Annotated in this window: 26 protein-coding genes and 1 pseudogene; 22 read left to right on the forward strand and 5 right to left on the reverse strand. The window is 52.5% G+C overall.

Annotation, left to right across the window (positions count from 1 at the left end):
- Positions 1–31: 31 nt before the first annotated feature.
- The 8 genes from BJU60_RS01230 to BJU60_RS01265 all read left to right on the forward strand — a co-directional run bounded on the left by BJU60_RS01230 (position 32) and on the right by BJU60_RS01265 (position 8,241).
- Positions 32–1,258: a competence/damage-inducible protein A gene (locus BJU60_RS01230; RefSeq protein ID WP_070327129.1), complete on the forward strand. Its 1,227-nt coding sequence runs from the start codon at positions 32–34 to the stop codon at positions 1,256–1,258.
- A gap of 76 nt (positions 1,259–1,334) precedes the next feature.
- Positions 1,335–2,384 (forward strand): recombinase RecA, encoded by a 1,050-nt coding sequence (gene recA / locus BJU60_RS01235; RefSeq protein ID WP_070327130.1) that lies wholly within the window; start codon positions 1,335–1,337, stop codon positions 2,382–2,384.
- A gap of 188 nt (positions 2,385–2,572) precedes the next feature.
- Positions 2,573–4,135 (forward strand): ribonuclease Y, encoded by a 1,563-nt coding sequence (rny, locus tag BJU60_RS01240; RefSeq protein WP_370246299.1) that lies wholly within the window; start codon positions 2,573–2,575, stop codon positions 4,133–4,135.
- A 48-nt stretch (positions 4,136–4,183) separates the two neighbouring features.
- Complete coding sequence (locus tag BJU60_RS01245; protein ID WP_035386387.1) at positions 4,184–4,978, forward strand: TIGR00282 family metallophosphoesterase; 795 nt, start codon at positions 4,184–4,186, stop codon at positions 4,976–4,978.
- Positions 4,979–5,004: 26 nt separating this feature from the next.
- Positions 5,005–5,265 (forward strand): stage V sporulation protein S, encoded by a 261-nt coding sequence (locus BJU60_RS01250; RefSeq protein ID WP_016509762.1) that lies wholly within the window; start codon positions 5,005–5,007, stop codon positions 5,263–5,265.
- Between the two features lie 169 nt (positions 5,266–5,434).
- Positions 5,435–6,511, forward strand: coding sequence for an L-threonine 3-dehydrogenase (gene tdh / locus BJU60_RS01255; protein WP_070327132.1), 1,077 nt, complete (start codon positions 5,435–5,437; stop codon positions 6,509–6,511).
- Positions 6,512–6,526: 15 nt separating this feature from the next.
- Entirely contained in the window at positions 6,527–7,708 is a 1,182-nt protein-coding gene (locus BJU60_RS01260; RefSeq protein ID WP_070327133.1) for a glycine C-acetyltransferase, read from the forward strand.
- A gap of 251 nt (positions 7,709–7,959) precedes the next feature.
- A complete protein-coding gene (locus tag BJU60_RS01265; RefSeq protein WP_070327134.1) occupies positions 7,960–8,241 on the forward strand; it encodes a hypothetical protein in 282 nt (93 codons plus the stop codon).
- Positions 8,242–8,749: 508 nt separating this feature from the next.
- On the opposite strand, the pseudogene BJU60_RS01270 reads toward BJU60_RS01265, so the two are convergent.
- Positions 8,750–9,295, reverse strand: a pseudogene (locus BJU60_RS01270) (DUF4256 domain-containing protein); the annotation flags it as partial.
- Positions 9,296–9,382: 87 nt separating this feature from the next.
- Between BJU60_RS01270 and BJU60_RS01275 the strand changes: the two are divergent.
- The gene (locus BJU60_RS01275) at positions 9,383–10,198 is read left to right on the forward strand and encodes a hypothetical protein (RefSeq protein WP_070327135.1); all 816 of its coding nucleotides are present in this window, start codon (positions 9,383–9,385) and stop codon (positions 10,196–10,198) included.
- Positions 10,188–10,715, forward strand: coding sequence for a hypothetical protein (locus BJU60_RS01280; protein WP_070327136.1), 528 nt, complete (start codon positions 10,188–10,190; stop codon positions 10,713–10,715). The genes BJU60_RS01275 and BJU60_RS01280 overlap by 11 nt, the downstream gene beginning before the upstream one ends.
- A gap of 64 nt (positions 10,716–10,779) precedes the next feature.
- On the opposite strand, the gene BJU60_RS01285 is transcribed toward BJU60_RS01280, so the two are convergent.
- Positions 10,780–11,937 (reverse strand): MFS transporter, encoded by a 1,158-nt coding sequence (locus tag BJU60_RS01285; RefSeq protein ID WP_070327137.1) that lies wholly within the window; start codon positions 11,935–11,937, stop codon positions 10,780–10,782.
- Between the two features lie 147 nt (positions 11,938–12,084).
- Here BJU60_RS01285 and BJU60_RS01290 point away from each other — a divergent pair, with 147 nt between their 5' ends.
- Positions 12,085–12,633, forward strand: coding sequence for a GNAT family N-acetyltransferase (locus tag BJU60_RS01290; protein ID WP_070327138.1), 549 nt, complete (start codon positions 12,085–12,087; stop codon positions 12,631–12,633).
- Between the two features lie 38 nt (positions 12,634–12,671).
- Here the strand turns inward: BJU60_RS01290 and BJU60_RS01295 are convergent, their stop codons facing one another.
- Positions 12,672–13,667, reverse strand: a complete 996-nt coding sequence (locus BJU60_RS01295; RefSeq protein WP_070327139.1) for a tyrosine-type recombinase/integrase — start codon at positions 13,665–13,667, stop codon at positions 12,672–12,674.
- A gap of 104 nt (positions 13,668–13,771) precedes the next feature.
- Here BJU60_RS01295 and hflX point away from each other — a divergent pair, with 104 nt between their 5' ends.
- The 4 genes from hflX to glnA all read left to right on the forward strand — a co-directional run bounded on the left by hflX (position 13,772) and on the right by glnA (position 18,199).
- Positions 13,772–15,016: a GTPase HflX gene (gene hflX, locus BJU60_RS01300; RefSeq protein WP_070327140.1), complete on the forward strand. Its 1,245-nt coding sequence runs from the start codon at positions 13,772–13,774 to the stop codon at positions 15,014–15,016.
- Positions 15,017–15,019: 3 nt separating this feature from the next.
- The gene (locus BJU60_RS01305) at positions 15,020–16,315 is read left to right on the forward strand and encodes an aminotransferase class I/II-fold pyridoxal phosphate-dependent enzyme (RefSeq protein ID WP_070327912.1); all 1,296 of its coding nucleotides are present in this window, start codon (positions 15,020–15,022) and stop codon (positions 16,313–16,315) included.
- A gap of 93 nt (positions 16,316–16,408) precedes the next feature.
- Positions 16,409–16,813 carry a MerR family transcriptional regulator gene (locus BJU60_RS01310; protein ID WP_070327141.1) on the forward strand — a complete coding sequence of 135 codons (405 nt, stop codon included), beginning with the start codon at positions 16,409–16,411 and terminating at the stop codon, positions 16,811–16,813.
- A gap of 45 nt (positions 16,814–16,858) precedes the next feature.
- Complete coding sequence (gene glnA, locus BJU60_RS01315; RefSeq protein WP_016509758.1) at positions 16,859–18,199, forward strand: type I glutamate--ammonia ligase; 1,341 nt, start codon at positions 16,859–16,861, stop codon at positions 18,197–18,199.
- Between the two features lie 103 nt (positions 18,200–18,302).
- On the opposite strand, the gene BJU60_RS01320 is transcribed toward glnA, so the two are convergent.
- Both BJU60_RS01320 and lexA read right to left on the reverse strand, forming a co-directional pair.
- Positions 18,303–18,743, reverse strand: coding sequence for a metal-binding protein (locus BJU60_RS01320; protein WP_070327142.1), 441 nt, complete (start codon positions 18,741–18,743; stop codon positions 18,303–18,305).
- The gene (lexA, locus tag BJU60_RS01325; RefSeq protein WP_070327143.1) at positions 18,743–19,363 is read right to left on the reverse strand and encodes a transcriptional repressor LexA; all 621 of its coding nucleotides are present in this window, start codon (positions 19,361–19,363) and stop codon (positions 18,743–18,745) included. Before lexA ends, BJU60_RS01320 begins: the two co-directional genes overlap by 1 nt.
- A 200-nt stretch (positions 19,364–19,563) precedes the next feature.
- Between lexA and BJU60_RS01330 the strand changes: the two genes are divergently transcribed.
- The 7 genes from BJU60_RS01330 (at position 19,564) to BJU60_RS01360 (ending at position 26,997) form a co-directional block, all read left to right on the forward strand.
- A complete protein-coding gene (locus BJU60_RS01330) occupies positions 19,564–19,800 on the forward strand; it encodes a hypothetical protein (RefSeq protein WP_070327144.1) in 237 nt (78 codons plus the stop codon).
- Positions 19,801–19,873: 73 nt separating this feature from the next.
- Entirely contained in the window at positions 19,874–20,518 is a 645-nt protein-coding gene (locus BJU60_RS01335; protein WP_035386380.1) for a YneB family resolvase-like protein, read from the forward strand.
- A gap of 60 nt (positions 20,519–20,578) precedes the next feature.
- On the forward strand, positions 20,579–20,812 hold the full coding sequence (locus BJU60_RS01340) for a DUF896 domain-containing protein (protein ID WP_070327145.1): 234 nt from the start codon (positions 20,579–20,581) through the stop codon (positions 20,810–20,812).
- Between the two features lie 199 nt (positions 20,813–21,011).
- Positions 21,012–23,003: a transketolase gene (gene tkt, locus BJU60_RS01345; RefSeq protein WP_070327146.1), complete on the forward strand. Its 1,992-nt coding sequence runs from the start codon at positions 21,012–21,014 to the stop codon at positions 23,001–23,003.
- 129 nt (positions 23,004–23,132) lie between these two features.
- Positions 23,133–23,366, forward strand: coding sequence for a YneF family protein (locus BJU60_RS01350; protein WP_070327147.1), 234 nt, complete (start codon positions 23,133–23,135; stop codon positions 23,364–23,366).
- A 123-nt stretch (positions 23,367–23,489) separates the two neighbouring features.
- Entirely contained in the window at positions 23,490–25,244 is a 1,755-nt protein-coding gene (locus tag BJU60_RS01355; RefSeq protein ID WP_070327148.1) for an ABC transporter transmembrane domain-containing protein, read from the forward strand.
- On the forward strand, positions 25,234–26,997 hold the full coding sequence (locus BJU60_RS01360) for an ABC transporter ATP-binding protein (RefSeq protein ID WP_070327149.1): 1,764 nt from the start codon (positions 25,234–25,236) through the stop codon (positions 26,995–26,997). Before BJU60_RS01355 ends, BJU60_RS01360 begins: the two co-directional genes overlap by 11 nt.
- Positions 26,998–26,999 lie beyond the last annotated feature (2 nt).

The raw sequence follows: 26,999 nt of genomic DNA on the forward strand, positions 1-26,999 counted from the left end.
TCTTTTTTTTTGAATCAAAGGAGGAACTTCGATGAAACGGACCGAAATCATTGCGGTAGGTTCTGAACTACTCTTAGGGGAAATCTCGAACACGAACGCCCGTTACTTATCAGAACAGTTGTCGAAATATGGACTGTCCGTGCTGTATCATGTAGTGGTCGGGGATAACTTCGAACGTCTGAGAGAAACGTTCGAGCAAGCGAAGCGACGGAGCGAACTCGTAATCGTCACCGGGGGACTCGGTCCGACGAATGACGACATCACGAAACAAGTGCTCGCTGACTTGCTCGGCCGTCCGCTCGTTCGGGACGAAGCGTCTTTAGACACGATCCGACGCTTTGTCGCCTCGCGGGGACGAGCCATGAACGACGGGGACGCCAGACAAGCAGATGTTTTATCAGGAGCTGAAGTGCTCCACAATCCGGCCGGTCTCGCTCCCGGCATGTGGGTCGAGGACGAGACGACGTGGCTGCTCTTGCCCGGGGTGCCACGCGAGATGACAGCGATTGTCGAAGCGACGTTTCCGAGCAAGTTTTCGGGTGCGACGATCGTTTCTGAATCACTACGTTTTTATGAGATCGGTGAGTCGGCGCTCGACGAGGCGGTATCCGATCTAATGGACGGGGTGAACCCGACAGTCGCCCCGTACGCGGAATCAGGGGAAGCGCGACTGCGTGTCAGCGCGAAAGCGGAGACCGAGGACGCGGCCCGGGAGATGATCGACCGCGTCAAACGAGACATTCTGTCCCGTGTCGGCGCCTATTATTTCGGTTCGGACGAGGATACGCTGGCTGCGCATTTGATTCGCGAGCTAAGACGGCGCCACGCGACGCTATCGATCGCCGAATCGTTGACCGGGGGACAAGTCCAAGCGATGCTGACGGCGGTCCCAGGGGCGTCAGAAGTCTTTCTAGGAGGCGTCGTCACATACTCGGACAAGCTAAAAAATAGGTTTTTAGGGGTATCCCTTGCTACAATTGAGTCACAGTCGGTCGTCTCAAAACAAGTTGCTTTAGAAATGATCCAAGGGCTCGCTGATCAGACGAATTCGGATTACGGATTGTCCTTCACCGGTGAGGCCGGACCCGTCTCAAATTCGGGTCGACCGGTCGGCACCGTGTTCATCGGGGTGAAGACGCCATCAGGCATGGAAGTGATCGAACGCGTCTATCCGCACCAACAGCGGAACGTCATCCAGGCGCGCGCGGCCAAGGATGGGTTATGGGCATTGTGGCAACGAATGAAAAAAGGCGAATAAACGTTCGTAAAAACCTTGTGTAAAAGGTTGGGTTCGTTTATAATGAAGATACAAATCAAAGGAGGCTCATTAATCTATGAGTGATCGTAAACAAGCGTTAGAAATGGCATTACGCCAAATTGAGAAACAATTCGGTAAAGGCTCAATCATGCGCCTCGGTGAAAATACAGATCAACAAGTATCCGTCACTCCGTCAGGATCGATCGCCCTCGACATCGCGCTCGGCGCAGGCGGCTATCCACGTGGTCGTGTCATCGAAGTGTACGGACCGGAATCTTCAGGTAAGACGACAGTGGCGCTCCATGCGATCGCTGAAGTCCAAAAACGCGGTGGCCAAGCAGCGTTCGTCGATGCGGAGCACGCGCTCGATCCGAAGTACGCGCACAACCTCGGTGTCAACATCGATGAACTGCTCTTGTCACAGCCGGACACAGGGGAGCAAGCGCTCGAAATCGCAGAAGCGCTCGTTCGTTCTGGTGCCGTCGACATCCTCGTCGTCGACTCGGTAGCGGCACTCGTACCAAAAGCTGAAATCGAAGGTGAGATGGGTGACTCACACATGGGACTTCAAGCTCGTCTCATGAGCCAAGCGCTCCGTAAGTTGTCGGGTGCGACGAACAAATCGAAGACGATCGTCATCTTCATCAACCAGATTCGTGAAAAAATCGGTGTCATGTTCGGGAACCCGGAAACAACTCCAGGTGGACGTGCCTTGAAATTCTATTCGTCGGTTCGTTTAGAAGTTCGTCGTGCAGAGACGTTGAAGCAAGGCCAAGAAATGGTCGGTAACCGGACGAAGATCAAAGTCGTCAAGAACAAGGTCGCCCCACCATTTAAAACAGCTGAAGTCGACATCATGTACGGTCTAGGGATCTCACGTGAAGGTGAACTCATCGATATCGGTGCCGATCTTGATATCGTTCAAAAAAGCGGTGCTTGGTATTCGTACAACGAAGAACGCGTTGGACAAGGTCGTGAAAATGCGAAGCAGTTCATGAAAGAAAATCCACAAATCGCCGCAGCGATCGAACAACAAATTCGTGATCACTACGGTCTCAACGGTGAGAAGACGGTCACGGTCGAAGCCGACAGTGATGAAGTGCTCTCACTCATCGAAGAAGATTAAGCAAGCGACCCGCCGGATGCGTCCGAGCGGGTTTTTGTATATCACAATATTTTTTAAGGAATTGGGAGTTCTATCCTGTCCTTGCATTGCATTCTAACAAGTAAATAAGTACAATAAAGCTATGCGCGGGTCCACCCGTGTCATTCAATCTTAAAAAAATAAAATAACCTTGCGAAAGGGAGGTGAACATGATGGAATGGCTAAATTGGCTTATTCTGATCCTCCTTTTGCCGATAGCTTTTGTTGCAGGTTTTTTTGTGCGTAAATCGATCGCCGAAGCGAAGATTCAAGGTGCTGAGACGGAAGCGACCAAGATTGTGGAGCAAGCGAAACAACAATCGGAAGCGATGCAAAAAGAGGCACGGCTTGAAGTAAAAGAAGAGATGATTCAACTTCGCAATGAGACGGAACAAGAGTTACGTGAACGTCGCGAAGAGCAGAAAGTGAAAGAGAATCGCTTCGTTCAAAAAGAAGAGCTTCTTGACCGGAAAGCAGACATGCTCGAACGGAAAGAAGATGCTTTGGATGAACGCGAGGCGGGCATTGCGAAACGGAAACGTGAAGCAGAGACGCTCGAAAGCAAAGTGGAGGAATTATACGAGGAAGCCCGTCAAGAACTTGTACGCGTGGCGGCCTTGTCGAAAGAAGAAGCACGAACCATCATCATGGACGAAGCGAAGCAGGAAGCGCTTCACGATGCTGCTCTCCTTCAAAAAGACATCGAGCAAAAAGCAAAACTTGAAGCTGATAAAAAAGCGAAACACTTGTTGTCTCTCACGATGCAACGTTATGCGGCTGAACATGTCGCTGAGACGACGGTATCCGTCGTCAACTTGCCGAGTGACGAGATGAAAGGGCGCATCATCGGTCGTGAAGGACGTAACATCCGCACGCTCGAGACGCTCACTGGGATCGATCTCATTATCGATGACACGCCTGAGGCGGTCATCTTGTCCGGATTTGACCCGGTCCGTCGTGAGATCGCCAAGATGACGCTAGAAAAACTCGTGCAAGACGGACGGATCCATCCGGCCCGGATCGAAGAGATGGTCGAGAAGTCACGCCGCGAAGTCGATGAGCGCATCCGTGAATACGGTGAGGAAGCGACGTTCGAGGCTGGTATCCACGGGGTACATCCTGACCTTATCAAAACACTCGGGCGCATGCGTTACCGGACGAGTTACGGTCAAAACGTACTCGCCCATTCGGTCGAAGTGGCCCACCTCGCCGGCATGATGGCCGCCGAGCTCGGGGAAGACGTGACGCTCGCCAAGCGAGCGGGACTCCTCCACGATATCGGGAAAGCGATCGACCATGAAGTCGAGGGCAGCCACGTCGAAATTGGCGTTGAGCTGGCCACGAAGTATAAAGAACATCCGGTCGTCATCAACTCGATTGCCTCGCACCATGGAGACGTCGAAGCGACATCGACGATCGCTGTTCTCGTCGCAGCGGCAGACGCGCTGTCTGCGGCACGGCCGGGCGCTCGTCAAGAGACGCTCGAGAGTTACATTCGCCGCTTAGAACGCCTCGAGTCAATTTGTGAGTCGTTCGAAGGTGTCGAGAAATCATATGCGATCCAAGCAGGACGCGAAGTCCGCATCATCGTCCGCCCAGACGTCGTCGACGACGTCGTGGCGAACAAGATGGCCCGCGATATTTGCAAACGAATCGAAGATGAACTGGATTATCCAGGACAAATTAAAGTGACGGTCATTCGTGAAACGCGTGCCGTCGATTATGCGAAGTAAAAAGCGGAGACATTCTCCGCTTTTTCTGTTTTGAAGGAGGAAATATTTATGAAGATTTTATTTATCGGTGACGTCGTCGGGAAACCGGGTCGTGACATCTTGGCAGCACAAATCGGGCGCTTGAAAAGCAAATACAGTCCGACGTTCATGCTCGTCAACGGTGAGAACGCAGCCAACGGGCGCGGTATCACAAAAAAAATATACCAACAATTTCTCGAACTTGGATTCCACGGCGTGACGATGGGGAACCATACATGGGACAACCGTGAAATCTTTGATTGGATCGACGACGCCGAGCGCATCGTCCGTCCGGCCAACTATCCGGACGGCACGCCCGGTGTCGGCATGATGGTGCTCAAGCAGAACGGGAAGAAGCTTGCCGTCATCAACGTCATGGGGACGGTGTTCTTGCCGTCGCTCGATTGTCCGTTCCGCAAAGTCGACGCCCTCGTCGATGAGGTGCGGGACGACGTCGATGCTATCTTCGTCGACATGCACGCCGAGGCGACGAGTGAGAAGATCGCGATGGGGTATCACCTAGACGGCCGTGTCCAAGCCGTCGTCGGGACGCACACCCATGTCCAAACCGCTGATGAGCGTGTGCTCAAAAACGGGACGGCGTATATCACTGATGTCGGGATGACCGGTCCGCTCGACGGTGTCCTCGGCATGGACGCGTCTGTCGTGTTGAAAAAGTTTGTGACACAACTCCCGGTCCGGTTTGAAGTTGCCGAGGGACGGGAACAACTTAATGGAGTTTTAATCACGATCGACGACCAGTCGAAACGAGCGACCAAGATCGAACGCATACACCTAGATGATCAGACCGTCTGGTTTGATTGAACAACCTACCCGAGGGGGAAACAAGAATGGACGTACTCAGAGTTTCAGCAAAATCGAATCCCAACTCCGTTGCGGGTGCATTAGCTGGCGTTCTTCGTGAAAAAGGAACGTGTGAGATTCAAGCGATCGGCGCCGGTGCGCTCAATCAATCCATCAAAGCTGTCGCCATCGCCCGCGGTTTCGTCGCGCCGAGCGGTCTTGATTTGATCTGTATTCCAGCGTTCACGGATATTCTAATTGACGGGGAAGAACGAACTGCCATCAAGCTCATCATCGAACCTAGATGAGCTTGTGCGGTCGGGACATAGGTCCTATTCTTGTGAAGAGAAGCCATCGGAGCGGATGGCTTCTCTTTTTTGTTGAAAAATGAGGTTCTATCTTCTCAGTTTCGTCATTTTATGACAAGATGAAAGAGAACGTGAAGTTCGACAAACAGACAAGAGGGGGACGTTTTCGATGGAACAGCTCGTGTCAACGACAGAGAAGGAAGCAACGACACCTGTTATGAAAGCGATTCAAAAACACACGGCCGGATTTGGGGCAAAGCTGGTCGAGGTGCCGATTCCGACACCGGGTGCCGGTGAAGTATTGATCAAAGTGAAAGCGACATCGATTTGCGGGACCGACGTCCATATTTATGAATGGGACGACTGGGCGAAGAGCCGGGTCAAACCGCCTTACGTGTTCGGGCATGAGTTTTCAGGGGAAGTCGTGGCGCTCGGGGAAGGCGCGAAGCGCATCAAAGTCGGTCAGACCGTGTCGGCTGAGACGCACATCGTCTGCCATCAGTGTAAACAATGTTTGCGTGGCCAGTATCATATCTGTAAAAATACGAAAATCATCGGGGTCGACACACAAGGCTGTTTCGCCGAGTATGTCGTCATGCCGGAAGAGAACTTATGGGTCAACCCGGAGACGATGCCGTCGAAGCTCGCGTCGATTCAAGAACCGCTCGGGAACGCGGTCCATACCGTGCTCGCAAGTGACGTAACGGCACAATCTGTCGCCATCGTCGGCTGCGGCCCGATCGGTCTCATGGCCGTCGGCGTCGCCAAGGCGGCCGGTGCGAGCCGCGTGTATGCGATTGACATCAATCCGTACCGGTTGAAGCTCGCAGAACAGATGGGAGCGGACGTCGTCATCAACAGCATGGACCAAAATCCGCTCGACCTGATCATGGCTGAGACGGACGGGGACGGGATCGACGTCGTCTGTGAGATGAGCGGGCATCCGGTCGCGATCGACCAGGCGTTCAAGATGGTGACGGCGGGCGGTGACGTCAACGTCTTGTCACTTCCGGCACGACCGGTCGCGCTCGATTTGACGCGTGACGTCGTCTTCAAAGGAATCCGGGTCCAAGGCATAACCGGTCGTAAAATGTACGAGACGTGGGGCCAAGTGTCGACAATGCTCGCGTCCGGCCAATTGAACGTCGAACCGATCATCACCCACGTCTTCAAGCTCGAGGAGTTCGAGCAAGGTTTCGAGCTCATGCGGGCCGGGAAATGCGGGAAAGTCGTCTTACTACCATAAACAGGGGGAATCGATATGGCATTTGAACATATTACAGAAGCAGTCAATGAAATGAAGCAAGCGGGCACGTTCCGCTCGCTCGTGCCGCTCGAATCGGCGCAAGGGAACGAAGTCATGATCAACGGTAAGTCGCTCGTCCAATTATCGTCGAACAACTACCTCGGACTCGCCAACCACCCACGCTTAAAACAAGCCGCGATTGAAGCGGTCGAAGCGTTCGGGGCCGGGACGGGATCGGTCCGGACGATCGCCGGAACGTTCGAGATGCATGAAGCGTTCGAGCGCGAGCTCGCCGAGTTCAAGCATACGGAAGCGGCACTCGTGTTCCAATCGGGATTCGCGACGAACCTCGGCGTCTTATCAGCGCTGCTCGGACCGGAAGACGTCGTCATCAGTGACGCGCTCAACCACGCCTCGATCATCGACGGAATCCGTCTGACGAAAGCGGCCCGTCGCATCTACAAGCATACCGACCTTGAAGACTTAGAGGCGGCCTTGAAAGAGACGCAAGACTACCGGACGCGTCTTGTCGTCACGGACGGCGTCTTCTCGATGGACGGCAACATCGCACCGCTCCCGGAGATCGTCGAGCTCGCCGAGAAGTATGATGCGGCGGTCATGGTCGACGACGCGCACGCGTCGGGCGTCCTCGGTCAGAACGGCCGCGGGACGGTCAACCATTTCGGTCTCGACGGCCGCGTCGCCCTCCAAGTCGGGACGTTGTCGAAAGCGATCGGGGTCCTCGGCGGCTACGTCGCCTGCTCGAACGACGTCCGTGACTTCTTGATCCAAAAAGGGCGTCCGTTCTTGTTCTCGACGTCACACCCGCCAGCGGTCGTCGCGGCGAACCGTGAGGCGATCCGGGTCATGAAAGAAGAAGAGGAACTGTTCGACAAGCTATGGGCGAACACCGAGTTCTTCAAATCGGGTCTCCGTGACCTCGGCTTCGACATCGGCCACGCGACGACGCCGATCACGCCGGTCATGCTCGGCGAAGAGACGCTCGCGCACACGTTCTCGGACAAGTTGAAAGACCACGGCGTGTTCGCACAGAGTATCGCTTTCCCGACGGTCGAGAAGGGCAAGGCTCGTATCCGGACGATCGTGACGGCGGAACATACCCGTGACGACCTCGAACGAGCGCTCGCGGCCTTCAAGGCGGTCGCCGAAGAATTGAACGTCACGCTTCACGCATAAGCTTGAAACTGCAGACGAATCGTCTGCAGTTTTTTTGTGTCGAAACGACTGTACTGGCGTCTTTCATTTATAGAAATATCAGACCGAACTATTCACTGAGGAATGAGCAATGACAGTTTTGAACAAGGCAGATCGTTTAGTCTTGAAAATTTTGGTAGACATTTAAAAGGAGAAACTCTAAAATTTGAAAAGGAATAATTAAAATTCATATTTATTTCAAATACCGAATTTGAAATCAAGGAGTTCAAGGAATGTCATTATGGATTGATCTTATCGGAATCGCCTGCTTGAGCATACTATTTTCGACATTGGGCATTTATCTACTAATTAAACCGAAAAAAGCGATCACGGATAGTTCGGGGAGCGTGGATGGCATCATCGCTACGATTGTGATTCATATGGTGCTTCTCTTCATGACGACAAAACATCTCGGCGCAATCTTGCTACTCATCGGCATCGGGCTAGGAATTGTCATGTATGTCGGATTATATGACACATTGGTCCCACACGTGAAAGCGATGAGGATGCGATGATGGGCCAGCTTTCAAGCTTAGTGGTAGGTTCGTTCATGACAGCGGAAGAATTCTCGATTCTGACGATTTCCCCGCTGTTTATTATTAATGTTGTGATTGGGATTGGAATTTTAATTGTCATCTGTATCATCGACGTGGAGTCGTGGAAAGAATTTTTCTTATTTTTATGGTTGACGATTTGGGCCTCGATGTTCGTATCAGTTTATGCCATGGCGTGGTACGTACGCATCAAATATGATACATCGCCGGATTTCACGGCATCGTTTGGACTGGATTCATTCCCTGGATGGGGAGTTTTCTTCAGTCAAATGATGCATGGGGCAAACGTCGCACAGAATGCGCTGCTTCACGCCATCTTTCTGTTCTGGATGCGTAAAGACAATGCCTGGTATATGTGGTTGCTGAAAGTACCCTCGCTCTTTTTCGTAAGCCTCTTCTTTATCAAATATATTCCGGTCGTTTTCCAGTGGCTCTTCACGTAAAAAAGTAAGCCGCTAAGTCTTGCCCAAATCTTGAAGATCCCGCGGAATCCACGGGCCGCGTAATACGAGTCGGCACCGTTATGATAGACGAAGATATGGTCATAGCGGCGGTCGCAGAACAAGGCGCCGCCTTTTTGGCGAATCGTTTCTGGCGTTACAATCCAACTCGACGTCTTCAAGTCGAACGCGCCGAGCGTTTGCAAATGACGAAACATCGCTTCGTCGAGTAGCTCAAGTCCCATCTGTTCAGCCAAGGCGACGGCGCTCCCCTCCGGTTTGTTCTTCTTCCGTGTGGCTAACGCCTGCTCATCGTAGCAGAGGCTCCGTCGTCCGCTCGGACTTTCCGGTGAGCAGTCGCAAAAGGCGAGGTCACCGTTCGGAAGTCGAATCACGTCAGGTTCGCCGCCGGTCCGTTCCATTTCAGAGAGTGTAAGGAGCTGGTCCGGATTCGTCTCAAGCTTCGTTAACACGTCTGACCAGACGACATCCGGGTGTCGCTCCATGTGGGTTTGAAAGCGCGATTTGAGCGTGTTTAACAAGTCGATTGTTTCTTCGTTTGAGAGGTTGGGCATGTTTCTCACTCCATTTCAGCAGTTTCTCTTAGTATAAGATATTTTTCGTCATCATTTATAATTCATTGAGCGAAAGGAGAACGCACGATGAACTTCGATAACATAAATGTTCAGCAACTACACACAAAGACGTTCCAGACAATTGATTTATTTCAACTCAAAACGATTTGGTCAGGTTGTCTGCCGCATGCGTCTTACCGGGTGACAGACTTTTCAGAGCTGAACTTACATGTGACGAAGCCACAATTGATTCAGCTTCGATGGATCGATTTGACGTTACCGTTCGGCATCTATTCAAATGAAAAACTAGTTTTTTTGTATGATCCGTACGCTCGCGAGCTACATACGGAAGAAGGGGGTATACTCGAGCAAAACCACCCTAACGTATCGATTGTCGATTTTTTAATCGCGCACGGGCAAACGTTTCATGATCCGGATACATATTCTTTGAAAATGGAGGATGCTTATGGTTTGTCACCGGATAGCCATTGGAGACAGTTCGGTTTACCGAAAGTGAAGGCCCCTGCGGCATTCATTGCGAACTTATTAACCACATTCGGTGTTATCTCATTCCAAGTCGTCTTATACAAAAATAAATTATTATCAGATATTGAGTCATGGGCGAAGCGGACGGGAAGCAATTATACAGTTGAATCTAGTAGAAAATGGGTGTGGCCGAAAACGTATAAGGTGAGCTGTGATGTCTCTCAACAATCGGAACAAGCTATCCATCAACTTGTGTCAATTCTGGATCACTATGAAGAGTGGGAAGGTGTTCGATTCCTAATCCCAACCGAGACAGAAACCGTCTCATTGTTCATCGGAGGCGATTTGACGCAAGGATATGGCTACGGTGTGTTTCAGTATGAACATCCTGGAGAGGTGGTTTCAAATGAGATTTGAAGATTTGTTCCTGTATAACGGGACGATTGAGGTGTTCGCTTTCAATTATGACATCGGCCCCAAAAGCCTGACGTTCAATCTACAGCTGTACGACCATACTAGGAAGCGGAACGCCTCCTTCCGTGAGCGGCTCGAGGCGAATGAAATTTCTCCGCAAAGCGAGGTGGTGAACGTGAAGCTCTGCTTTGAAGACATCATCTACATGGAAGTTATCGATGAATCGTATGCCGATGGGGTGGTGATGACGCCTCACGACCAATATGACGGAAATCAAATCGTTCGTTATACAAGGTCGGGATATCTCGAACAGCTACAAGAAACGCGTTTCCAGTTGTGGGAAGACATCAAACCGGATGTTGTTACATTTTGCCACTATCGGATTTGCGGATTGGATACGGTCCTCGAAATCATCACGATGTCGGACCCGACTGTCGAGACGGCGATTGGGTTGAATTGTATCCGTCGCGGCAGCCCGACCATCTATTTTGGCGGGGAGCATTACTACGAGAAGTCGTAAGCGATATGTAGAACATTCGAAAATACAAATAGGCGCCATCTCCTACTGAGAAGGCGCCTTACTATTACACGGATTGGACCAAGTCGTCCATCTGGTCGATTTGTCGGCCGAGCCAGACGAGTGGGATGGTCAAACCTGCGCCAATCAAGTAGACGACCGCAATCGGCAATCCGTCCGCGAGCATACCGAACGTCAGGCTGCCGATGCTGAAGGCGAACGTGTAGGTCGTCTGTTGGACGCTGTAGACGTACGGGAGTTGTGCGGCCGGTGTCGTCTCTTGGAGCGCTGTGTTCGTCTGGATGATGAGGAGTTGGGTGGCGTATCCTTGAATCGCGAGCGCGATGAGTGCGAACACGATGTGAGACGTCAGCCCGAACAACAGGGCGGCCCCTACAGACAAGACGGAGCTGATGGCGAGCGAACTGTTGCGCTTTGCACGGTACAGGTAAGCGCTCGCTATGATCATACTGACCAAGAAGCTCGCGTTCATCGTTCCCCACCAGCTCGTATCGATGTGGAGATGGCGCTCCAAATAGACGAGCAGGAGCGCTGAAATCCAAAGTGTGCTGACGAACGATTCGAACGTGACGAACACCGTGATCAGTCGAGCATAAGGTGCTGTTCGCACGAAGGCGAGGCTGTCCTTTAGGGAAATGTCCGATTCAAGCTCTGTTTCCGTCACATCGTGGTCGAGCGAATGGACGAATTGAAACGTGACGAGCGTTGACAGCGTGAACAAAATCAAAGCGACGGTTAGAGCCACCTCGCTTGAAAACGAAGCGACAAGAATCGTCCCAAGCGGCCACATCGCCAGCTGGATGAACTGGTTCGACCCTTGGACGAGACTGTTTGCTTGTTGGCGATTTGTCGTCAGCCGGGGAATGAACGACGCCTGGACCGGACGGGCGAACCCGTCTAAGAAAGCGATTAGTACGACAAGACCGAGGACGTAGACCGATTCCGTCTGAATCACCGCAAGAAGTAGGATTGTTTTCAGTAATTGCGTGACGAGTAGCGTCTGACCGAGCGTGAACCGAGATAGGACGCGGGCAAAGAACAGACTGCTCACGGTCATGCCGATCGTGACGGCAATCGGGAAACTAGCCGCTGCGAGGGCGGAACCGCTCTGTTGATACAATAAGGCGATCAAGGCGACGATATAGAGCACGTCACCGATGTTGGCCAGCCATTGACTGACCAAGAGCTTGTAAAATGACTTCATCACAAATCTCCCCCAGGACTATTCAATTTTGGATGGGATGGATGAAGCCAGATTACATATTTTCACCGCTTTCAAATTATTTACAGATAGCTTACAATAAATCATCAGTGAACACAATAAATGGGAGATGGATGGGGGGACGGTAACATGTTGGCTTATAACATCGATGAAAAATTACAGCTACGGATGTTCACCGTTGACGACGCAGAGGCGTTGTTCGAACTGACGATGGCATCGAAGCCGTATCTTCGCGAGTGGCTCGGTTGGCTCGATTATACGGAGACGGTCGAGGATTCGCGGCAAAACATCGAAGGGCGAATCAAAGGATTGATTGAGACGGGTGGGTATCCGAAATCGTTCGCGATTCTGTATCAAGGCAAGCTCGCCGGGACGATCGGCTTCAACGATATCGATCGTGGCATCAAGTGCGGGACGGTCGGCTATTGGCTCGGCCAAGACTTTCAAGGGCATGGCATCATGAGCCAAGCACTTGAAACGATCATCGAGTACGGATTTAAGGAACTCCGCTTACATAAGATTGAGATCCGTGTCGCGACCGGGAACGTGAAGAGCCGGGCGCTGCCGGAACGGCTCGGCTTCAAACAAGAAGGCGTGCTTCGAGACGCCGAATGGCTGTACGACCGGTACGTCGACCATGTCGTCTACGGGTTACTAGAAGATGAATGGGCCCATTGATCGACAAAGCAAAACCCGTCCTCGGAAAAGGGCGGGTTTTAGTTCGTCACATTTTCACCGAACAGCTCGGCACCGAACTCGGCATACGCCTGCTCATAACGGCGGAGCGACGACTCTTTATGCATGCACGTCACGTTCATCCGCTCGAGAGAGGTCATGTCGGTCGCATACGTCTTCAAGACATGGGCGTTCCGGAGCATCGACGGGGTGACCGAGCGGGTGACGCCGCTGCGCTCGTTCAACTGGCGCATCATCTTCGTGATCATGACGATCGTCAGCTGTTTCGGCTGATTCTTGGCGTACACCCAGCGGAACGTCATCCGGGCAAAGTCGAACGAGACGAAGACGGGATCTTCCGAGTACCAGCGCGGGCGCACCGGTGTCGGGATGTCAGCGAGATAGTTCATGAGGAGTGATTGGTCCTCAGGCGTCAGCTTCAGCGTGAATTTGTTACCGAGCCGGTCATAGACATCGAACTCGTAGCTCGCCAAGTGTAGGTCGTTCATTTTCAGACGGATGATATGATGGACGCGCAAACCGTATTTGTAGAACAGTGTGACGATGAGCGCGTTGCGGTTGACGAGGTACGGATGGGCCTGAAGCTGGTTCTCGCTCAATCCCCGCGGCGACCGGATCGTCCGGACGAGCTTGTCGAACTCGGACTGTAACGCGATTTGGTCGATGGTGAGCGTGTGCGCCGGTTGCGAATAGGCGAGCATCTTTTTGCGGAGCGGGTTCAAAAACTGGGTCAAGCTGTTGATCACGGTGACGATGCGGGCGACCGTCGCCTGTTGGTACTGTTTCTCTTCGATCAAAAAATCGTTGATGAACGTCTTCCATGACTCGAGCGGGACGGCGAGCCATTCCTCGGGGGTGACGAGTTCGACGTTATGGTCGCTGAAGTATTTGTGCACGTCGATCAAGTCGTAGCGATAGCGTTTCAGCGTCGATGGCTGGCGGCCGCTCGCACCGAGATGATATAAATACGTTTCGATATACTCGGGGAGCGAGTACTCTTTTCTGCGTTTCGTCATGGGACGTCCCTCCTTCTCTTCATATCGTACCACAAACGGACGTTCTCCATTCATGGATTCGTGGTAAGATGAAGGATGAGACTTATTAGGAATGAGGGATGTATATGGAACGAGAGAAAGTGATTATCGTCGGGTGTCAGCTACCGACCGTCGACGATTGGACATATGAACAATCGATGGGTGAACTCGTCGAGTTGGTCGATACAGCAAAAGGTGAGGTCGTCGCAAGACTCGACCAGAAACGGCAACAAGTCGACCGCCGGACGTTTATCGGGAAAGGGAAAGTCGAGGAGCTCGCCGTGCTCATCGAACAGTTCGAGCCGGATATTGTCATCTTCAACGCTGAGCTGTCACCGGCCCAATCGAAAAACATTCGGATCTCGTTGAACGACCCGGACGAGATGAAATTGATCGACCGGACGCAACTCATCTTGGACATCTTCGCCGGACGGGCCCAGTCGAAGGAAGGGAAGCTCCAAGTCGAGCTCGCCCAGATGAACTACTTGCTCCCACGCCTGATCGGGCAAGGCACACAGTTGTCACGACTCGGAGGCGGGATCGGGACGCGTGGACCGGGTGAGACGAAACTTGAAAGTGACCGTCGTCATATCAAGCGCCGCATCGATGAGATCAAGAAGCAACTTGAAGGCACGGTCGCGCACCGTGACCGCTACCGTGTGCGCCGGAAAGAGAACCGTGTGTTCCAAGTCGCGCTCGTCGGTTACACGAACGCCGGCAAGTCGACGATTTTCAACCGTCTGACCGATGCTGACACGTACGAACAGGACGAACTGTTCGCGACGCTCGACCCGCTCACGCGTGAGCTCGAACTGCCGCGCGGCGGGAAAGTGCTGATCACCGACACGGTCGGGTTCATCCGCGACTTGCCAACGAAACTCGTCGCCGCGTTCCGCTCGACGCTTGAAGAAGTGCTCGGAGCCGATCTCGTGCTTCATGTCATCGACGCGTCGAACCCGCACTACATGAACCAAATCGATACGACCAATTCGGTCTTGTCTGATCTCGGTGCGAGTGAGTTGCCGCAGCTCGAAGTGTACAACAAGAAAGATCGCTTGACGGCTGACTTCGTCGGTGGACCGCTCGTCATCTCGGCGCTCGACTCGGCCGATATCGAGACGCTCATCGGCGCGATCGAGGACAAGATTTCGGACGTGTTGACGAAAGTGCACGTCGTCTTGCCGGTCAGCTCGTTCGAACATTACCATCCGGCCAAAGATTCGATGTACCGGCTCGAGGAGAACTTCCTTGACGACGGCTCGGTCGAACTTGTCGGTTATATGAGAGAAGACACGCGTCTATATGCGACGCTGAAACCATTTGAGGTGTGAATGATGTGGCAAGAAAAGATTGAGCATTACGATGAACTCGCCCCGTTCGTCAAGCAAGCGGAACAACGGGTGAAACCTTATTTTGAAGCGATCGAGGAAACGGCGGAGTTCAACCAATACCGTGTCCTCGAATCGTTCAAGAAGCATAAAGTGTCGGACTTTCATTTCAATCCGACGACCGGGTACGGCTATGACGATATCGGGCGCGACACGCTCGAGTCGATCTATGCGGACGTGTTCGGGGCCGAACTCGCCCTCTGTCGTCCGCAAATCATCTCGGGGACACACGCGATCGGGATTGCCTTGTTCGGTGTGTTGTTACCGGGAGATGAACTCTTGTATATCACGGGTAAACCGTACGATACGCTCGAAGAGATCGTCGGCATCCGTGGCGACGGCCGCGGTTCATTGAAAGAACTCGGTGTCGGCTACGATACGGTCGAGTTGAAAGACGATCAAATCGATGTCGCGGCTGCGATCGAACGGATCCGCCCCGAGACGAAGCTCGTCGGCATCCAACGTTCGAAAGGGTACGCCAATCGACGCAGCATCCCGGTGCGTGAAATCGGCGAGGCGATCGCGGCGATCAAAGCAGCGCACCCGCACGTGTTCGTCTTCGTCGACAACTGCTACGGCGAATTTGTCGAGACGATTGAGCCGACACATGTCGGGGCCGACCTCATGGCCGGTTCGCTCATTAAAAACCCGGGCGGTGGCTTGGCGAAGACGGGTGGCTATATCGCCGGGACGAAAGCATTGATCGAACGATGCTCGTTCCGGATGACGACGCCAGGCATCGGCAGCGAGGCCGGTCCGTCGCTCTATTCGCTGCAGGAGATGTATCAAGGCTTTTATATGGCGCCGCACACGGTCGCCCAAGCGTTGAAAGGGGCCCATTTGACGGCGAGCCTGCTCGGCTTGCTCGGCTTCGAGACCGATCCGCATTATACGTCACGGCGGACCGATTTGATTCAATCGGTCACGTTCCGCGACCGCGACAAGATGATCGCGTTCTGTCAGAGCATCCAGATGGCGTCCCCGGTCAACGCCCACGCGCTGCCGGTACCGGCCTATATGCCAGGCTATGAGGACGACGTCATCATGGCGGCCGGGACGTTCATCCAAGGCTCGTCGATCGAACTTTCAGCGGACGGACCACTCCGGGCGCCGTACACGGCATACGTCCAAGGTGGCTTGACCTATGCACACGTGAAAGTCGCGTTAATGCTCGCCTTGAGCCAATTGCGGACGAAAGGGCTCGTCACATTTGACCGTGAAAATTCAACTCAAACGTTGTAACCGAAATGTCATGTTAACTTTCTTAACATCTATTGACAGGAAAGTTGTCATGTATTATTCTCACATTGTGAGACAGAAAAGGAGGGGTAAGGGATGGCCGATCAATTTCGTCGCTCCAACCCGTTGTTTCCGATTGGGATCGTCCAAGATCTGACGCAACTGACAGGCAGGCAGATTCGATATTACGAAGAACAGGGTCTGGTTTCGCCTAGTCGGACGGAATCGAAACGACGACTTTATTCCTTTAATGATGTCGAACGTTTGCTCGCAATCAAAGATTTCATTGACCAAGGCTTCAACTTGGCGGCGATTCGCCATATGCTCGACAACGACGGTGCCAAAGAGACAGAACAATCTGCTTCTGCGGCTCCGCCAAGCGAACCGCCAAAGATTTCCGAGAAAGAGTTACATCAATTATTGAAAACACAGCTTCAAGAAGCTGGTCGTTTCAATAAAACGTCGCTCATCCAAGGAGAGTTGTCACGTTTTTATCGATGACGCCAGTACACAAACCATTACACAATGTGAGAGGGGACTTTTACCATGGCCAGAAAAACGTTCACAAAAGAAGACATCAAACGGATCGCACAAGAAGAGGACGTACGCTTTATTCGTCTTCAATTCACGGATATCCTCGGTACGATTAAAAACGTCGAGGTGCCGATCAGCCAATTGGACAAAGCACTTGATAACAAGATGATGTTCGATGGCTCTTCAATCGAAGGGTTCGTACGCATCGAGGAATCAGACATGTACCTCTATCCAGACCTTAACACGTGGGTTGTCTTCCCATGGACAGACGGCAGCGGTAAAGTCGCTCGCTTAATTTGTGATATTTATAATCCGGACGGCACGCCGTTCAGCGGTGACCCGCGCGGTATTTTGAAACGCAACCTCGAGCACATGCAAAAGCTCGGCTTCACAGCGTTCAACGTCGGACCAGAGCCAGAATTCTTCCTCTTCAAGAAAGACTTGAACGGACAGCCGACACTCGAATTGAACGACCAAGGCGGTTACTTCGACTTGGCACCGGTCGATTCTGGTGAGAACTGCCGTAAAGAAATCGTCATCGAGCTCGAAAACATGGGCTTCGAGATCGAAGCGTCACACCACGAAGTCGCACCAGGACAGCATGAGATCGACTTCAAATACGCGGATGCGGTAACGACTGCCGACAACATCCAAACGTTCAAACTCGTCGTCAAGACGATCGCGGCGAAGTATGGTCTTCACGCGACGTTCATGCCGAAACCACTCTATGGTGTCAACGGTTCAGGGATGCATGCGAACATGTCACTCTTTAAAGGCGACACGAACGTGTTCTACGACCCGAACGGTGACATGGAGCTCTCGGATACGGCACGCGCCTTCACAGCTGGTATCCTCGAGCACGCACGTGCGTTCACGGCGATCTGTAACCCAACGGTCAACTCGTACAAGCGTCTCGTGCCTGGATACGAAGCACCATGCTACGTCGCATGGAGCGCTCGTAACCGTTCACCGCTCGTCCGTGTACCGGCTGCCCGCGGCCTCTCGACACGTATCGAAGTACGTTCGGTCGACCCGGCGGCGAACCCGTACCTCGCGCTCTCGGCCCTCTTGGCTTCTGGTCTTGACGGCATCGAGAAAGATTTGAAAGCACCGAAACCGATCGACAGCAACATCTACGTGATGGACAAGCCAGAGCGTGTTGCGAACGGCATCGACGATCTTCCGGCGACACTCTTCGACGCACTCGAAGTACTCCGCGCCGACAAAATCGTCATGGATTCGCTCGGTGACCACATCGGCGAACACTTCCTCGAGTTGAAAGAGATCGAGTGGGACATGTTCCGCACGCAAGTGACGGAGTGGGAACGCGATCAGTACATGACGCTCTACTAAGTCGAATGAACTTGAAAAAACGCTCGATCCAGTTTCTTGGATCGGGCGTTTTTTTAGTCAAAACAAGCGACCACTCGAAATTGAGTGGTCGCTTGTTTTGCGATTAGAACGCACGCTTGAAAAATGTGGACGCGTAGTCGAGCGCCGTATGGAGCGTCGTCGCGAACACGAGACCGAGGAAGAACGGGATGCCGTTCAAGTCGAGCCACGTCTTCACAGCCGCTTCATACGGAGTGAACGTAAGGATGAGCGCGAGCGGGAAGCCAAGGTAGATGACACGAATGAGATCGCTCAACACCGGCAAGTGCGACAGCGGAGACCGGTGCGGCATCAGCTTCACGTAAGGGAGCCAAAAGCCACGCAGCGGTCCCCACCGATAGTATGCATCCGATTTCAAATCGAGGTCCGGGGAGAGCCAGAACGTCCCGATAAGCGCACCGAGGAAAAGGGTAGTCGGGATATCGACATCAATAAAAGGCGTGGCAATCGCTAAAGCACCGATTGCCACGAGGTTCGTACGCGTATGTGTCTTGCCGCTAGCCATTAATGGATCGTCCGGTATACACCGATGACCTTCCCTAAAATGGATACGTTATCGAAATACATCGCCTCAAGTTCATCGTTCTCCGGCTGGAGTCGGACTTTCGACGCCTCTTTGTAGATCCGTTTGACGGTCGCCTCACCCTCGTCCGTCATCGCGACGACAATCTCTCCATTGTCTGCCGTGTTCTGTTGTCTCACGAGTACGCGGTCTCCGTCGAGGATTCCGGCGTTGATCATCGAATCGCCAGAGACGGAGAGCATATACACGTTATCCGAACCGACGATATGGGCCGGGAGCGGGAAGTGTTCTTCCACGTTCTCGATCGCCGTGATCGGTGTTCCGGCCGTAACTTTCCCGATGACCGGGACGTACATGACCGTCTCACGCTCCTCGATAGACGGGGCGTCCTCGCTCAACACTTCGAGCGCACGCGGTTTTGTCTTATCGCGCCGAATCAATCCACGTTTTTCAAGACGGTCCAAGTGACCGTGCACGGTCGAGCTCGATGCGAGACCGACGGCTTCACCAATTTCTCGGACTGACGGCGGATAACCTTTCGTCCGAACTTCAGCTTTTATAAAATCAAGAATCTGTTGCTGTCTTGCTGACATTTTTTTCAATGGATTTCACCTCGTTTATGTCGAATAACCTGCGAACGCATCCTATTCTTTATGGATTTATTTTAACACAAGAACATATGAGCGTACAAACATTCGTTCGTTTTTTCTTGACCGAACAGAAGTTCTTGTTTTATGATGAGAACAGATAAACGAACAGACGTTCCTAAGAACGCATATTCTCATATTTGGAGGCGGTTCAAATGAAAGATACAATCAACGGATTCATATTGGTCGGAATGGTAGTGCTCGGGATGTTCGCCTTTTACTTAGTCGGCGAGTTTCGCCAAGGCGAAGTTGTCGAGCCGACAGTGATGACGGTCGAAAGAAGTATCGAACAAGAAGTTGCGTTCAACGAAGCGGAAACGCTCGAAGCCCAGCTGTTAGCGGAACGTGCGGAAAAAGAAGAACGGAAAACGACGTGGTTCGCCGCTGAATGATCGATTTGGATTGCGAACACCCGCTCATCCTGTGTATCGTAAAAGGATGACTGGAAAGAAAGGGAGTGACGAGATGCGAGTCGTCATTTATTGTCGCGTATCGACGAACAAGTCAACTCAGGAAACCTCGCTCACGAGGCAAGAAGCGGAATTGTTACAGATGGCCAAACGTCTCGATGCGGAAGTGATCGATGTGATCACCGAACAAGAGAGCGGTTTCGAGGTCAATCGGACGGGTCTGCTCGATCTGTTAGAGCATGTGTCGGCGTCAAAGCTCGATGCCGTGCTCGTGAGCGATGACAGTCGCCTCGGCCGAGGGAATGCAAAAATCGCCATCTTGCATACGCTCATGAAGCATAACGTCCGGCTGTTGACGATGCAGTCGTCCGACGAATACGTCGTCTCTGACGCCGAGAAGATGGTGCTTGAGATTGTCAGCGTCGTCGAGGAGTATCAACGGAAGATTCATAACGCCAAGATATCGCGCGGTATGCGCCGGGCGGTCGCGAACGGCTTCAACCCGCAACGCAACATTCAGCACCATGACCAAGGTGGGAGGAGCCGGATCGAAGTGCCGATCGAGGAGATCGTCCAACTTCGGGAGCGGGGGCTCACCTTCGCTGAAATCGCGGCCACGCTCCGCGGATTCGGCTACGAAGTCTCGAAAGCGACTGTGAACCGTCGCTATTTGGAACATGTGGCAGTGCCAGAAACTTGATTCCTGCGCCCTGATTTTGTACAGTAGAACTACAAATTCAGTAGAGAGGGGGCGAACCTCATGTTAGCACCCGAACAATTGGAGCGGATTAACTTCCTCGCCAACAAGGCAAAGACAGACGGCTTGTCACAACAAGAGATGGATGAGCAACAAGCATTGCGTCAACAATATTTGAAAGCGTTCCGTCAATCGTTCAAATCCCAGATGATGGGCATGAAAGTCGTCGATCCGGAAGGCAACGACGTGACACCAGAAAAACTAAAAGACGAACAGAACCGACACCGTTCTGAATGAACTCGAATGCACATCCTATTTCGTATAGGATGTGCATGTTTGTTATACACGAAGCTCGATAAGGTTCGACCATTCCCTCGAAAACAGACGTATGGAAGTAAACGATTCCAATCAATGTGACATACTATTTAATTAGTTGTGACACACGATTGAGTGTGCTAAAATATGACGGGTAGAAACTTTCTTAACAACAGAGAGGATGAAATTAGTGGAAACAACTACTAAAGAATTATTAGCGATTAACTCGATTCGGACGCTCTCGATTGATGCTGTCCAGCAAGCGAACTCAGGTCACCCAGGTATGCCGATGGGTGCGGCCCCGATGGCGTTCACGCTTTGGACGGACAAAATGCGTCACAACCCGAAAAACCCGAACTGGTTCAACCGCGATCGGTTCGTCCTTTCAGCGGGACACGGTTCGATGCTGTTGTACTCGCTGCTTCACTTGTCTGGTTACGACCTTTCACTTGACGACCTCAAGTCGTTCCGTCAAAAAGACTCGAAGACACCAGGACACCCTGAGTATCGTCACACTGCAGGTGTAGACGCGACGACGGGACCACTCGGCCAAGGGATTGCGATGGCTGTAGGTATGGCGATGGCTGAAAAACATTTGGAAGCAACATACAACCGCGATGAGTTCAACGTGGTTGACCACTATACGTTCGGAATTTGTGGAGACGGTGACTTGATGGAAGGTGTGTCGGCTGAGGCTGCCTCACTCGCCGGTCACTTGAAACTCGGGAAACTCGTCGTCTTGTATGATTCAAACGACATCTCGCTTGATGGCGACCTTCATAAGTCGTTCTCTGAAAGCGTAGAAGATCGATTCAACGCTTACGGATGGCAAGTCATTCGCGTCGAGGATGGAACGGACATCGATACGATCGCCAAAGCGATCGACGAGGCGAAAGCTGAGACGTCTAAACCGACGATGATTGAAGTGAAGACGGTCATTGGTTTCGGTTCACCGAATAAATCAGGTAAATCGGCATCACACGGCGCTCCACTTGGAGAAGCAGAGATCGAGCTCACGAAACAGTTCTATAAATGGGAAGGCGAGAACTTCTACGTCCCGAACGAAGTGTACGACTTGTTCAACGATAAAGTCGTTGAGCCGGGCGCTAAAGCTGAGTCGGATTGGAACGAGCTCGTCGCAGCCTACAAATCGGCTCATCCTGAACTCGGTGCTCAGTTCGAACGTGCGATGAACAACGAACTTCCTGAAGGTTGGGATAGCGAGTTGCCGACGTTTGAAGTCGGTTCGAAAAAAGCGACGCGCCAAACGAGCGGAGAAGTCTTGAACGCGATCGCGAAAGCGGTACCGACATTGTTCGGTGGATCGGCTGACCTCGCCGGCTCGAACAACACGATGATTAAAGGCGCGGCTGACTTCGACGAAGATCCGGCTGGCCGTAACATCTGGTTCGGTGTCCGTGAATTCGCAATGGCGGCAGCTGTCAACGGGATGGCACTTCACGGTGGCGTACTTCCTTACGGCGCGACGTTCTTCGTCTTCTCGGATTACCTCCGTCCAGCGGTCCGTCTCGCTGCACTCATGGGAATTCCGTCGACATTCGTTTTGACGCATGACTCGATCGCAGTCGGTGAAGACGGTCCGACGCACGAACCGGTCGAGCACTTGATGAGCTTCCGGGCGATGCCGAACTTGTCAGTTCTCCGTCCGGCAGACGGTAAAGAGACGATCGCCGCTTGGAAACAAGCGATCACGACGACGTCAGCTCCGTCACTTCTCGTCTTGACACGTCAAGCGTTGCCAGAACTCGTAGGAACATCTGTCGAAGACGCGGCGAAAGGTGCCTACGTCGTCGCAGGTAAGTCTAGCGAAGCGGACGTCCTTCTTCTCGGTACAGGCTCAGAAGTCCACGTCCTCGTCGAAGCACGCGAGCAACTCGCTGCTGAAGGCGTGAACGCTGCTGTCGTCTCAATGCCGTCATGGGAACTGTTCGAAGCCCAATCGGCAGAGTACAAGGAATCAGTTCTTCCTTCGTCGATCACGAAACGCGTCTCGCTTGAAGCAGGTTCGACGCTCGGATGGTACAAATACGTCGGATTCGGCGGTAAAGTGCTTGGAATCGACAAGTTCGGTGCCTCGGCTCCTGGGGACCTCCTCATGAAAGAGTACGGCATGTCGGTCGAGAACGTCGTCGACGCTGTCAAATCACTATAATTTTCATTAAAAACGTGTGATGGCCTAGACGATGTCTAGGTCATCACTTTTTTTTCTGACGACTAGCGAATTAGCGCAATATAGTGTATAGTAAAAAACGATGTTTCATATGGTAGAGGAGGTAAAACCTTGAGTACATTTATTTGGATTCTTCTTGTCGTGGCAGCACTTATCGGGGGTATCGCGATCGGGTTCTTCATCGCTCGTAAATACATGATGAACTACCTTGAACAGAACCCACCAATCAACGAAGACATGATTCGTACGTTAATGATGCAGATGGGTCAAAAGCCGTCACAGAAAAAAGTCAACCAAGTGATGCGTGCCATGAACGTTCAAGCGAAGAACGAAAAAAAATCATAATGAGTCACCGAAGCACTTCGCACCCGCGAAGTGCTTTTTTTATTCATCTTTTGTTCGACAATCGAACAAACTTTCGCTACCATAAATGAATAGTCTTATTTCAAGATATAGGGGGCGTTTCAGATTCGTGTATTTAAACAATTAGCTTGGTTCTTCAGGCTCGAATGGCGGACGTATGCAGTCGGTATCGTCTTGCTCATGTTTGTCGCCGCACTCGAGCTCATACCGCCGCGCATCATCGGCCGAGTCATCGATGGGATGAACCAAGGTTCGCTCGAAGCGGACTTGCTGTGGATGCTGTTAGGAGGCCTTGCGGCTGTCGGGATCGGAAACTATGTGGCGCGCTTTTTTTGGCGCTATTTCATTTTCGGGGCCTCGATCCGGCTCGGACGCCTGCTCCGGAGCCAACTGTATCGTCACTTCACGGATTTGGATCAACGGTTTTATAAAAAGTCGCGTGTCGGCGATTTGATGGCGCACGCGACGAACGATGTCCAGGCTGTCTCGACGACGGCGGGGGCGGGTATTTTGACGCTCGTCGACAGTGTGACGATGGGTACGTTCGTCATCATCACGATGGTGACGACGATCAGCTGGAAGCTGACGGTCGTCGCTTTACTACCGCTGCCGATCATGGTCATTTTGACGACACGATATGGAAAGATGCTCCATAGCCGGTTCGGTGTCGCCCAAGCGGCATTTTCCGAATTGAATGACAAGGTTCAGGAGAGTGTGAGTGGGGTTCGCGTCTTGAAATCGACCGGGGAAGTCGACCACGACGTCGAATCGTTCGAGAAGTTGTCAGATGAAGTCATGGCAAAAAACGTCCGTGTCGCTAAAATTGACGCCTTGTACGACCCGACAATCTTCGGGATCGTCGGATTATCTTACATATTGTCGATTGGCTACGGGGCCTACTTGATTGAACAAGGCGAGCTCACGATCGGTCAAATCGTCAGTTTTACCGCTTATCTTAGTCTGCTCACTTGGCCGATGCTCGCCTTCGGTTGGTTGTTCAATATCGTCGAACGTGGTCGGGCTTCGTACGACCGGATCGAGCGCATGCTCGCCATCAAGCCGGAGATCCAAGACGATCCGATGGCGGCGACGAAACTGGATCATTCCGAGCTCGAGGCGGATATCGGTTCGTTCCGTTATGACGATACGACCGTGCTGCGTGATGTCACGTTCCGGATCGAGCGTGGCAAGACACTCGGGATTGTCGGTCGGACCGGTTCTGGTAAGACGACGATCGTTCGATTGTTGACCCGGGAATATGACGTGACCGACGGTAAAATCAAAATCGGCGGCGTCAATGTTCGTCAAGTCAAAAAATCACTTCTACTAGATAAAGTCGCCCTCGTCCCGCAAGACCACTTCCTGTTCTCGGATTCGATTGCGAGCAATATCGCCTTCGGAAAACCGGAAGCAAAAATGGATGAGATCATGGAGGCTGCCAAGATCGCCGAAGTGCATGACGACATCTTACGGTTGCCGGAAGGGTATGCCACGCTCGTCGGTGAACGCGGCGTAACGCTCTCGGGGGGGCAGAAGCAACGTATCTCGATTGCCCGGGCGCTTATGATCGAGGCCGATCTATTAATCCTTGATGACGCGTTGTCCGCCGTCGATGCGAAGACGGAAGAAGCCATCATCGAACATTTCCGTGTCGGCAATCCGGAGCAATCTCGATTGATCGTCGCCCACCGTCTGTCGGCAGTGGAGCATGCCGATGAGATTCTCGTACTCGCTGATGGCCAAGTCATTCAGCGAGGCCGACACAACGATCTCATCCGAGAACCGGGCTGGTACAAAGAAACGTACGACCGCCAACAACTTGAGGCGATCGTGGAAGGAGGGGGCCACCATGAAGCATGATATTCAAGAATGGGCGGTCATCAAGCGGTTATTGGCCTATACGAAACGATACGGCCGTCCGCTCAGCCTCGCCTTCGTCTTTTTGCTTCTTGCGACGGGAGCGAAGCTTGCCGGACCGTTTTTAATCAAAGTGTTCATCGATGAGTTCGTGACACCGGGCGTCTATCCGACGAATTGGGTCGTCACGCTGCTCGTCGTCTATATGGTGTTACACATCTCGGCCGTCATCTTCGACTATTTACAATCGATTGCGTTTCAGAAGATCGCCCTTAAAATCGTCCAAAATATTCGAATGGACATCTTCCGTCATGTGATGGGGCTGCGTCTCGCCTATTTCGACCGGACGCCGGCGGGTGTGCTCGTCTCCCGGATCACGAACGACACGGAAGCGGTGAAAGAGTTGTACGTCGGCGTGATGAGCACGTTCGTCCAGTCGGGCGTTCAATTGCTCGGGACGTACATCTTCCTGTACATTTTAGAGCCGACGCTCGCCACGATCGGGCTCGTCCTCCTCCCGTTGTTTTGGCTCATCATTTGGGCGTATCGCCGGTACTCGACTAAATACTTTGCCCAAGTCCGTGATTTGTTATCGCAACTGAACGCGCAGTTGAGCGAGTCGATCAACGGGATGGGTATCGTTCAACAATTCCGTCAAGAAGAGCGTCTCGTCCGTCAATTCGAAGCGACGAACGAGGCGCATCAAGAAGCACGCTTCAAGAACTTGAAGCTCGATAGTATGTTGCTCCGCCCGATCATCGAGCTGTTGCTTGCGTTCTCGATCATCGGTTTGCTCGGCTACTATGGCTTCCTGTCGATGACGGAACAAGTTCAAGTCGGGGTCGTCTATGCGTTCATCAGTTACATCGAGCGCATTTTCCGCCCCGTGCTCGATATCATGCAACGGCTGAGTGAGTTCCAACAAGCGGTCGTCTCGGCAGACCGCGTCTTCAAAGTGCTCGACACCGATGAACCGGCGCCAGGAAAAAGTCTCTCTGGCGAGGCAACAATCGGGGCAGGAGAAGTTCGGTTTGACGATGTCACGTTCAGTTATGACGGGGAAGTCGATGTTTTGAAGAACATCTCATTCGTCGCCAAGCCGGGTGAGACGGTCGCGCTCGTCGGTCACACGGGGAGCGGAAAAAGCTCGATCATCAACTTGCTCACTCGGTTTTATCCGTATGAAGGGGGACAGATCACCATCGACGGACACCCACTCGAACAGTTCGAAGAAGTGGAACTTCGCGATAAGATCGGTCTCGTCTTACAAGACCCGTTCCTGTTCAGTGGCACGATCGAAGATAATTTAAAATTGTTCAACCCGACAGTTGATTCCGATAAAGTACGCCAGTCGGCGGAGTTTGTCCAAGCCAATACGTTCATCGAAAAACTCGAGACGGGGTATGGTCACACAGTCGGCGAACGGGGAGCGACGTTCTCGAGCGGGGAACGGCAGTTGCTCGCCTTCGCCCGAACGGTCGCCCGTGATCCGAAAATCCTGATCTTGGACGAGGCGACGAGCTCGATCGACACGGAGACGGAGGAGCGGGTACAGTTCGCCCTCGACCGGATGCGTCGTGGACGAACGACGATCGCAATCGCCCACCGCTTGTCGACGATACAGGATGCCGACTTGATTCTTGTCTTACATCGCGGCGAGATCGTCGAACGGGGCAATCATCAGGCCTTATTGAAGCATGATGGATTGTACAAAAAAATGTACGAGTTACAATCAGGACAACGTCTGATGTCATAATT

This window comes from Exiguobacterium aurantiacum, from assembly GCF_001766415.1.
In the GTDB taxonomy this organism is placed as follows: Bacteria; Bacillota; Bacilli; order Exiguobacteriales; family Exiguobacteriaceae; genus Exiguobacterium; species Exiguobacterium aurantiacum_A.

Bases quoted from the DNA above. Each gene is read 5' to 3' on its own strand.
- BJU60_RS01360 (WP_070327149.1), top strand. From the start codon at position 25,234: ATGAAGCATGATATTCAAGAATGGGCGGTCATCAAGCGGTTATTGGCC.
- BJU60_RS01305 (WP_070327912.1), top strand. From the start codon at position 15,020: ATGTGGCAAGAAAAGATTGAGCATTACGATGAACTCGCCCCGTTCGTC.
- tdh (WP_070327132.1), top strand. From the start codon at position 5,435: ATGGAACAGCTCGTGTCAACGACAGAGAAGGAAGCAACGACACCTGTT.
- BJU60_RS01250 (WP_016509762.1), top strand. From the start codon at position 5,005: ATGGACGTACTCAGAGTTTCAGCAAAATCGAATCCCAACTCCGTTGCG.
- glnA (WP_016509758.1), top strand. From the start codon at position 16,859: ATGGCCAGAAAAACGTTCACAAAAGAAGACATCAAACGGATCGCACAA.
- BJU60_RS01285 (WP_070327137.1), bottom strand. From the start codon at position 11,937: ATGAAGTCATTTTACAAGCTCTTGGTCAGTCAATGGCTGGCCAACATC.
- BJU60_RS01275 (WP_070327135.1), top strand. From the start codon at position 9,383: ATGAACTTCGATAACATAAATGTTCAGCAACTACACACAAAGACGTTC.
- rny (WP_370246299.1), top strand. From the start codon at position 2,573: ATGATGGAATGGCTAAATTGGCTTATTCTGATCCTCCTTTTGCCGATA.
- recA (WP_070327130.1), top strand. From the start codon at position 1,335: ATGAGTGATCGTAAACAAGCGTTAGAAATGGCATTACGCCAAATTGAG.
- hflX (WP_070327140.1), top strand. From the start codon at position 13,772: ATGGAACGAGAGAAAGTGATTATCGTCGGGTGTCAGCTACCGACCGTC.
- BJU60_RS01335 (WP_035386380.1), top strand. From the start codon at position 19,874: ATGCGAGTCGTCATTTATTGTCGCGTATCGACGAACAAGTCAACTCAG.
- BJU60_RS01260 (WP_070327133.1), top strand. From the start codon at position 6,527: ATGGCATTTGAACATATTACAGAAGCAGTCAATGAAATGAAGCAAGCG.
- BJU60_RS01230 (WP_070327129.1), top strand. From the start codon at position 32: ATGAAACGGACCGAAATCATTGCGGTAGGTTCTGAACTACTCTTAGGG.
- BJU60_RS01265 (WP_070327134.1), top strand. From the start codon at position 7,960: ATGTCATTATGGATTGATCTTATCGGAATCGCCTGCTTGAGCATACTA.
- BJU60_RS01340 (WP_070327145.1), top strand. From the start codon at position 20,579: ATGTTAGCACCCGAACAATTGGAGCGGATTAACTTCCTCGCCAACAAG.
- BJU60_RS01290 (WP_070327138.1), top strand. From the start codon at position 12,085: ATGTTGGCTTATAACATCGATGAAAAATTACAGCTACGGATGTTCACC.
- tkt (WP_070327146.1), top strand. From the start codon at position 21,012: ATGAAATTAGTGGAAACAACTACTAAAGAATTATTAGCGATTAACTCG.
- BJU60_RS01330 (WP_070327144.1), top strand. From the start codon at position 19,564: ATGAAAGATACAATCAACGGATTCATATTGGTCGGAATGGTAGTGCTC.
- BJU60_RS01245 (WP_035386387.1), top strand. From the start codon at position 4,184: ATGAAGATTTTATTTATCGGTGACGTCGTCGGGAAACCGGGTCGTGAC.
- BJU60_RS01310 (WP_070327141.1), top strand. From the start codon at position 16,409: ATGGCCGATCAATTTCGTCGCTCCAACCCGTTGTTTCCGATTGGGATC.
- BJU60_RS01280 (WP_070327136.1), top strand. From the start codon at position 10,188: ATGAGATTTGAAGATTTGTTCCTGTATAACGGGACGATTGAGGTGTTC.
- BJU60_RS01320 (WP_070327142.1), bottom strand. From the start codon at position 18,743: ATGGCTAGCGGCAAGACACATACGCGTACGAACCTCGTGGCAATCGGT.
- BJU60_RS01295 (WP_070327139.1), bottom strand. From the start codon at position 13,667: ATGACGAAACGCAGAAAAGAGTACTCGCTCCCCGAGTATATCGAAACG.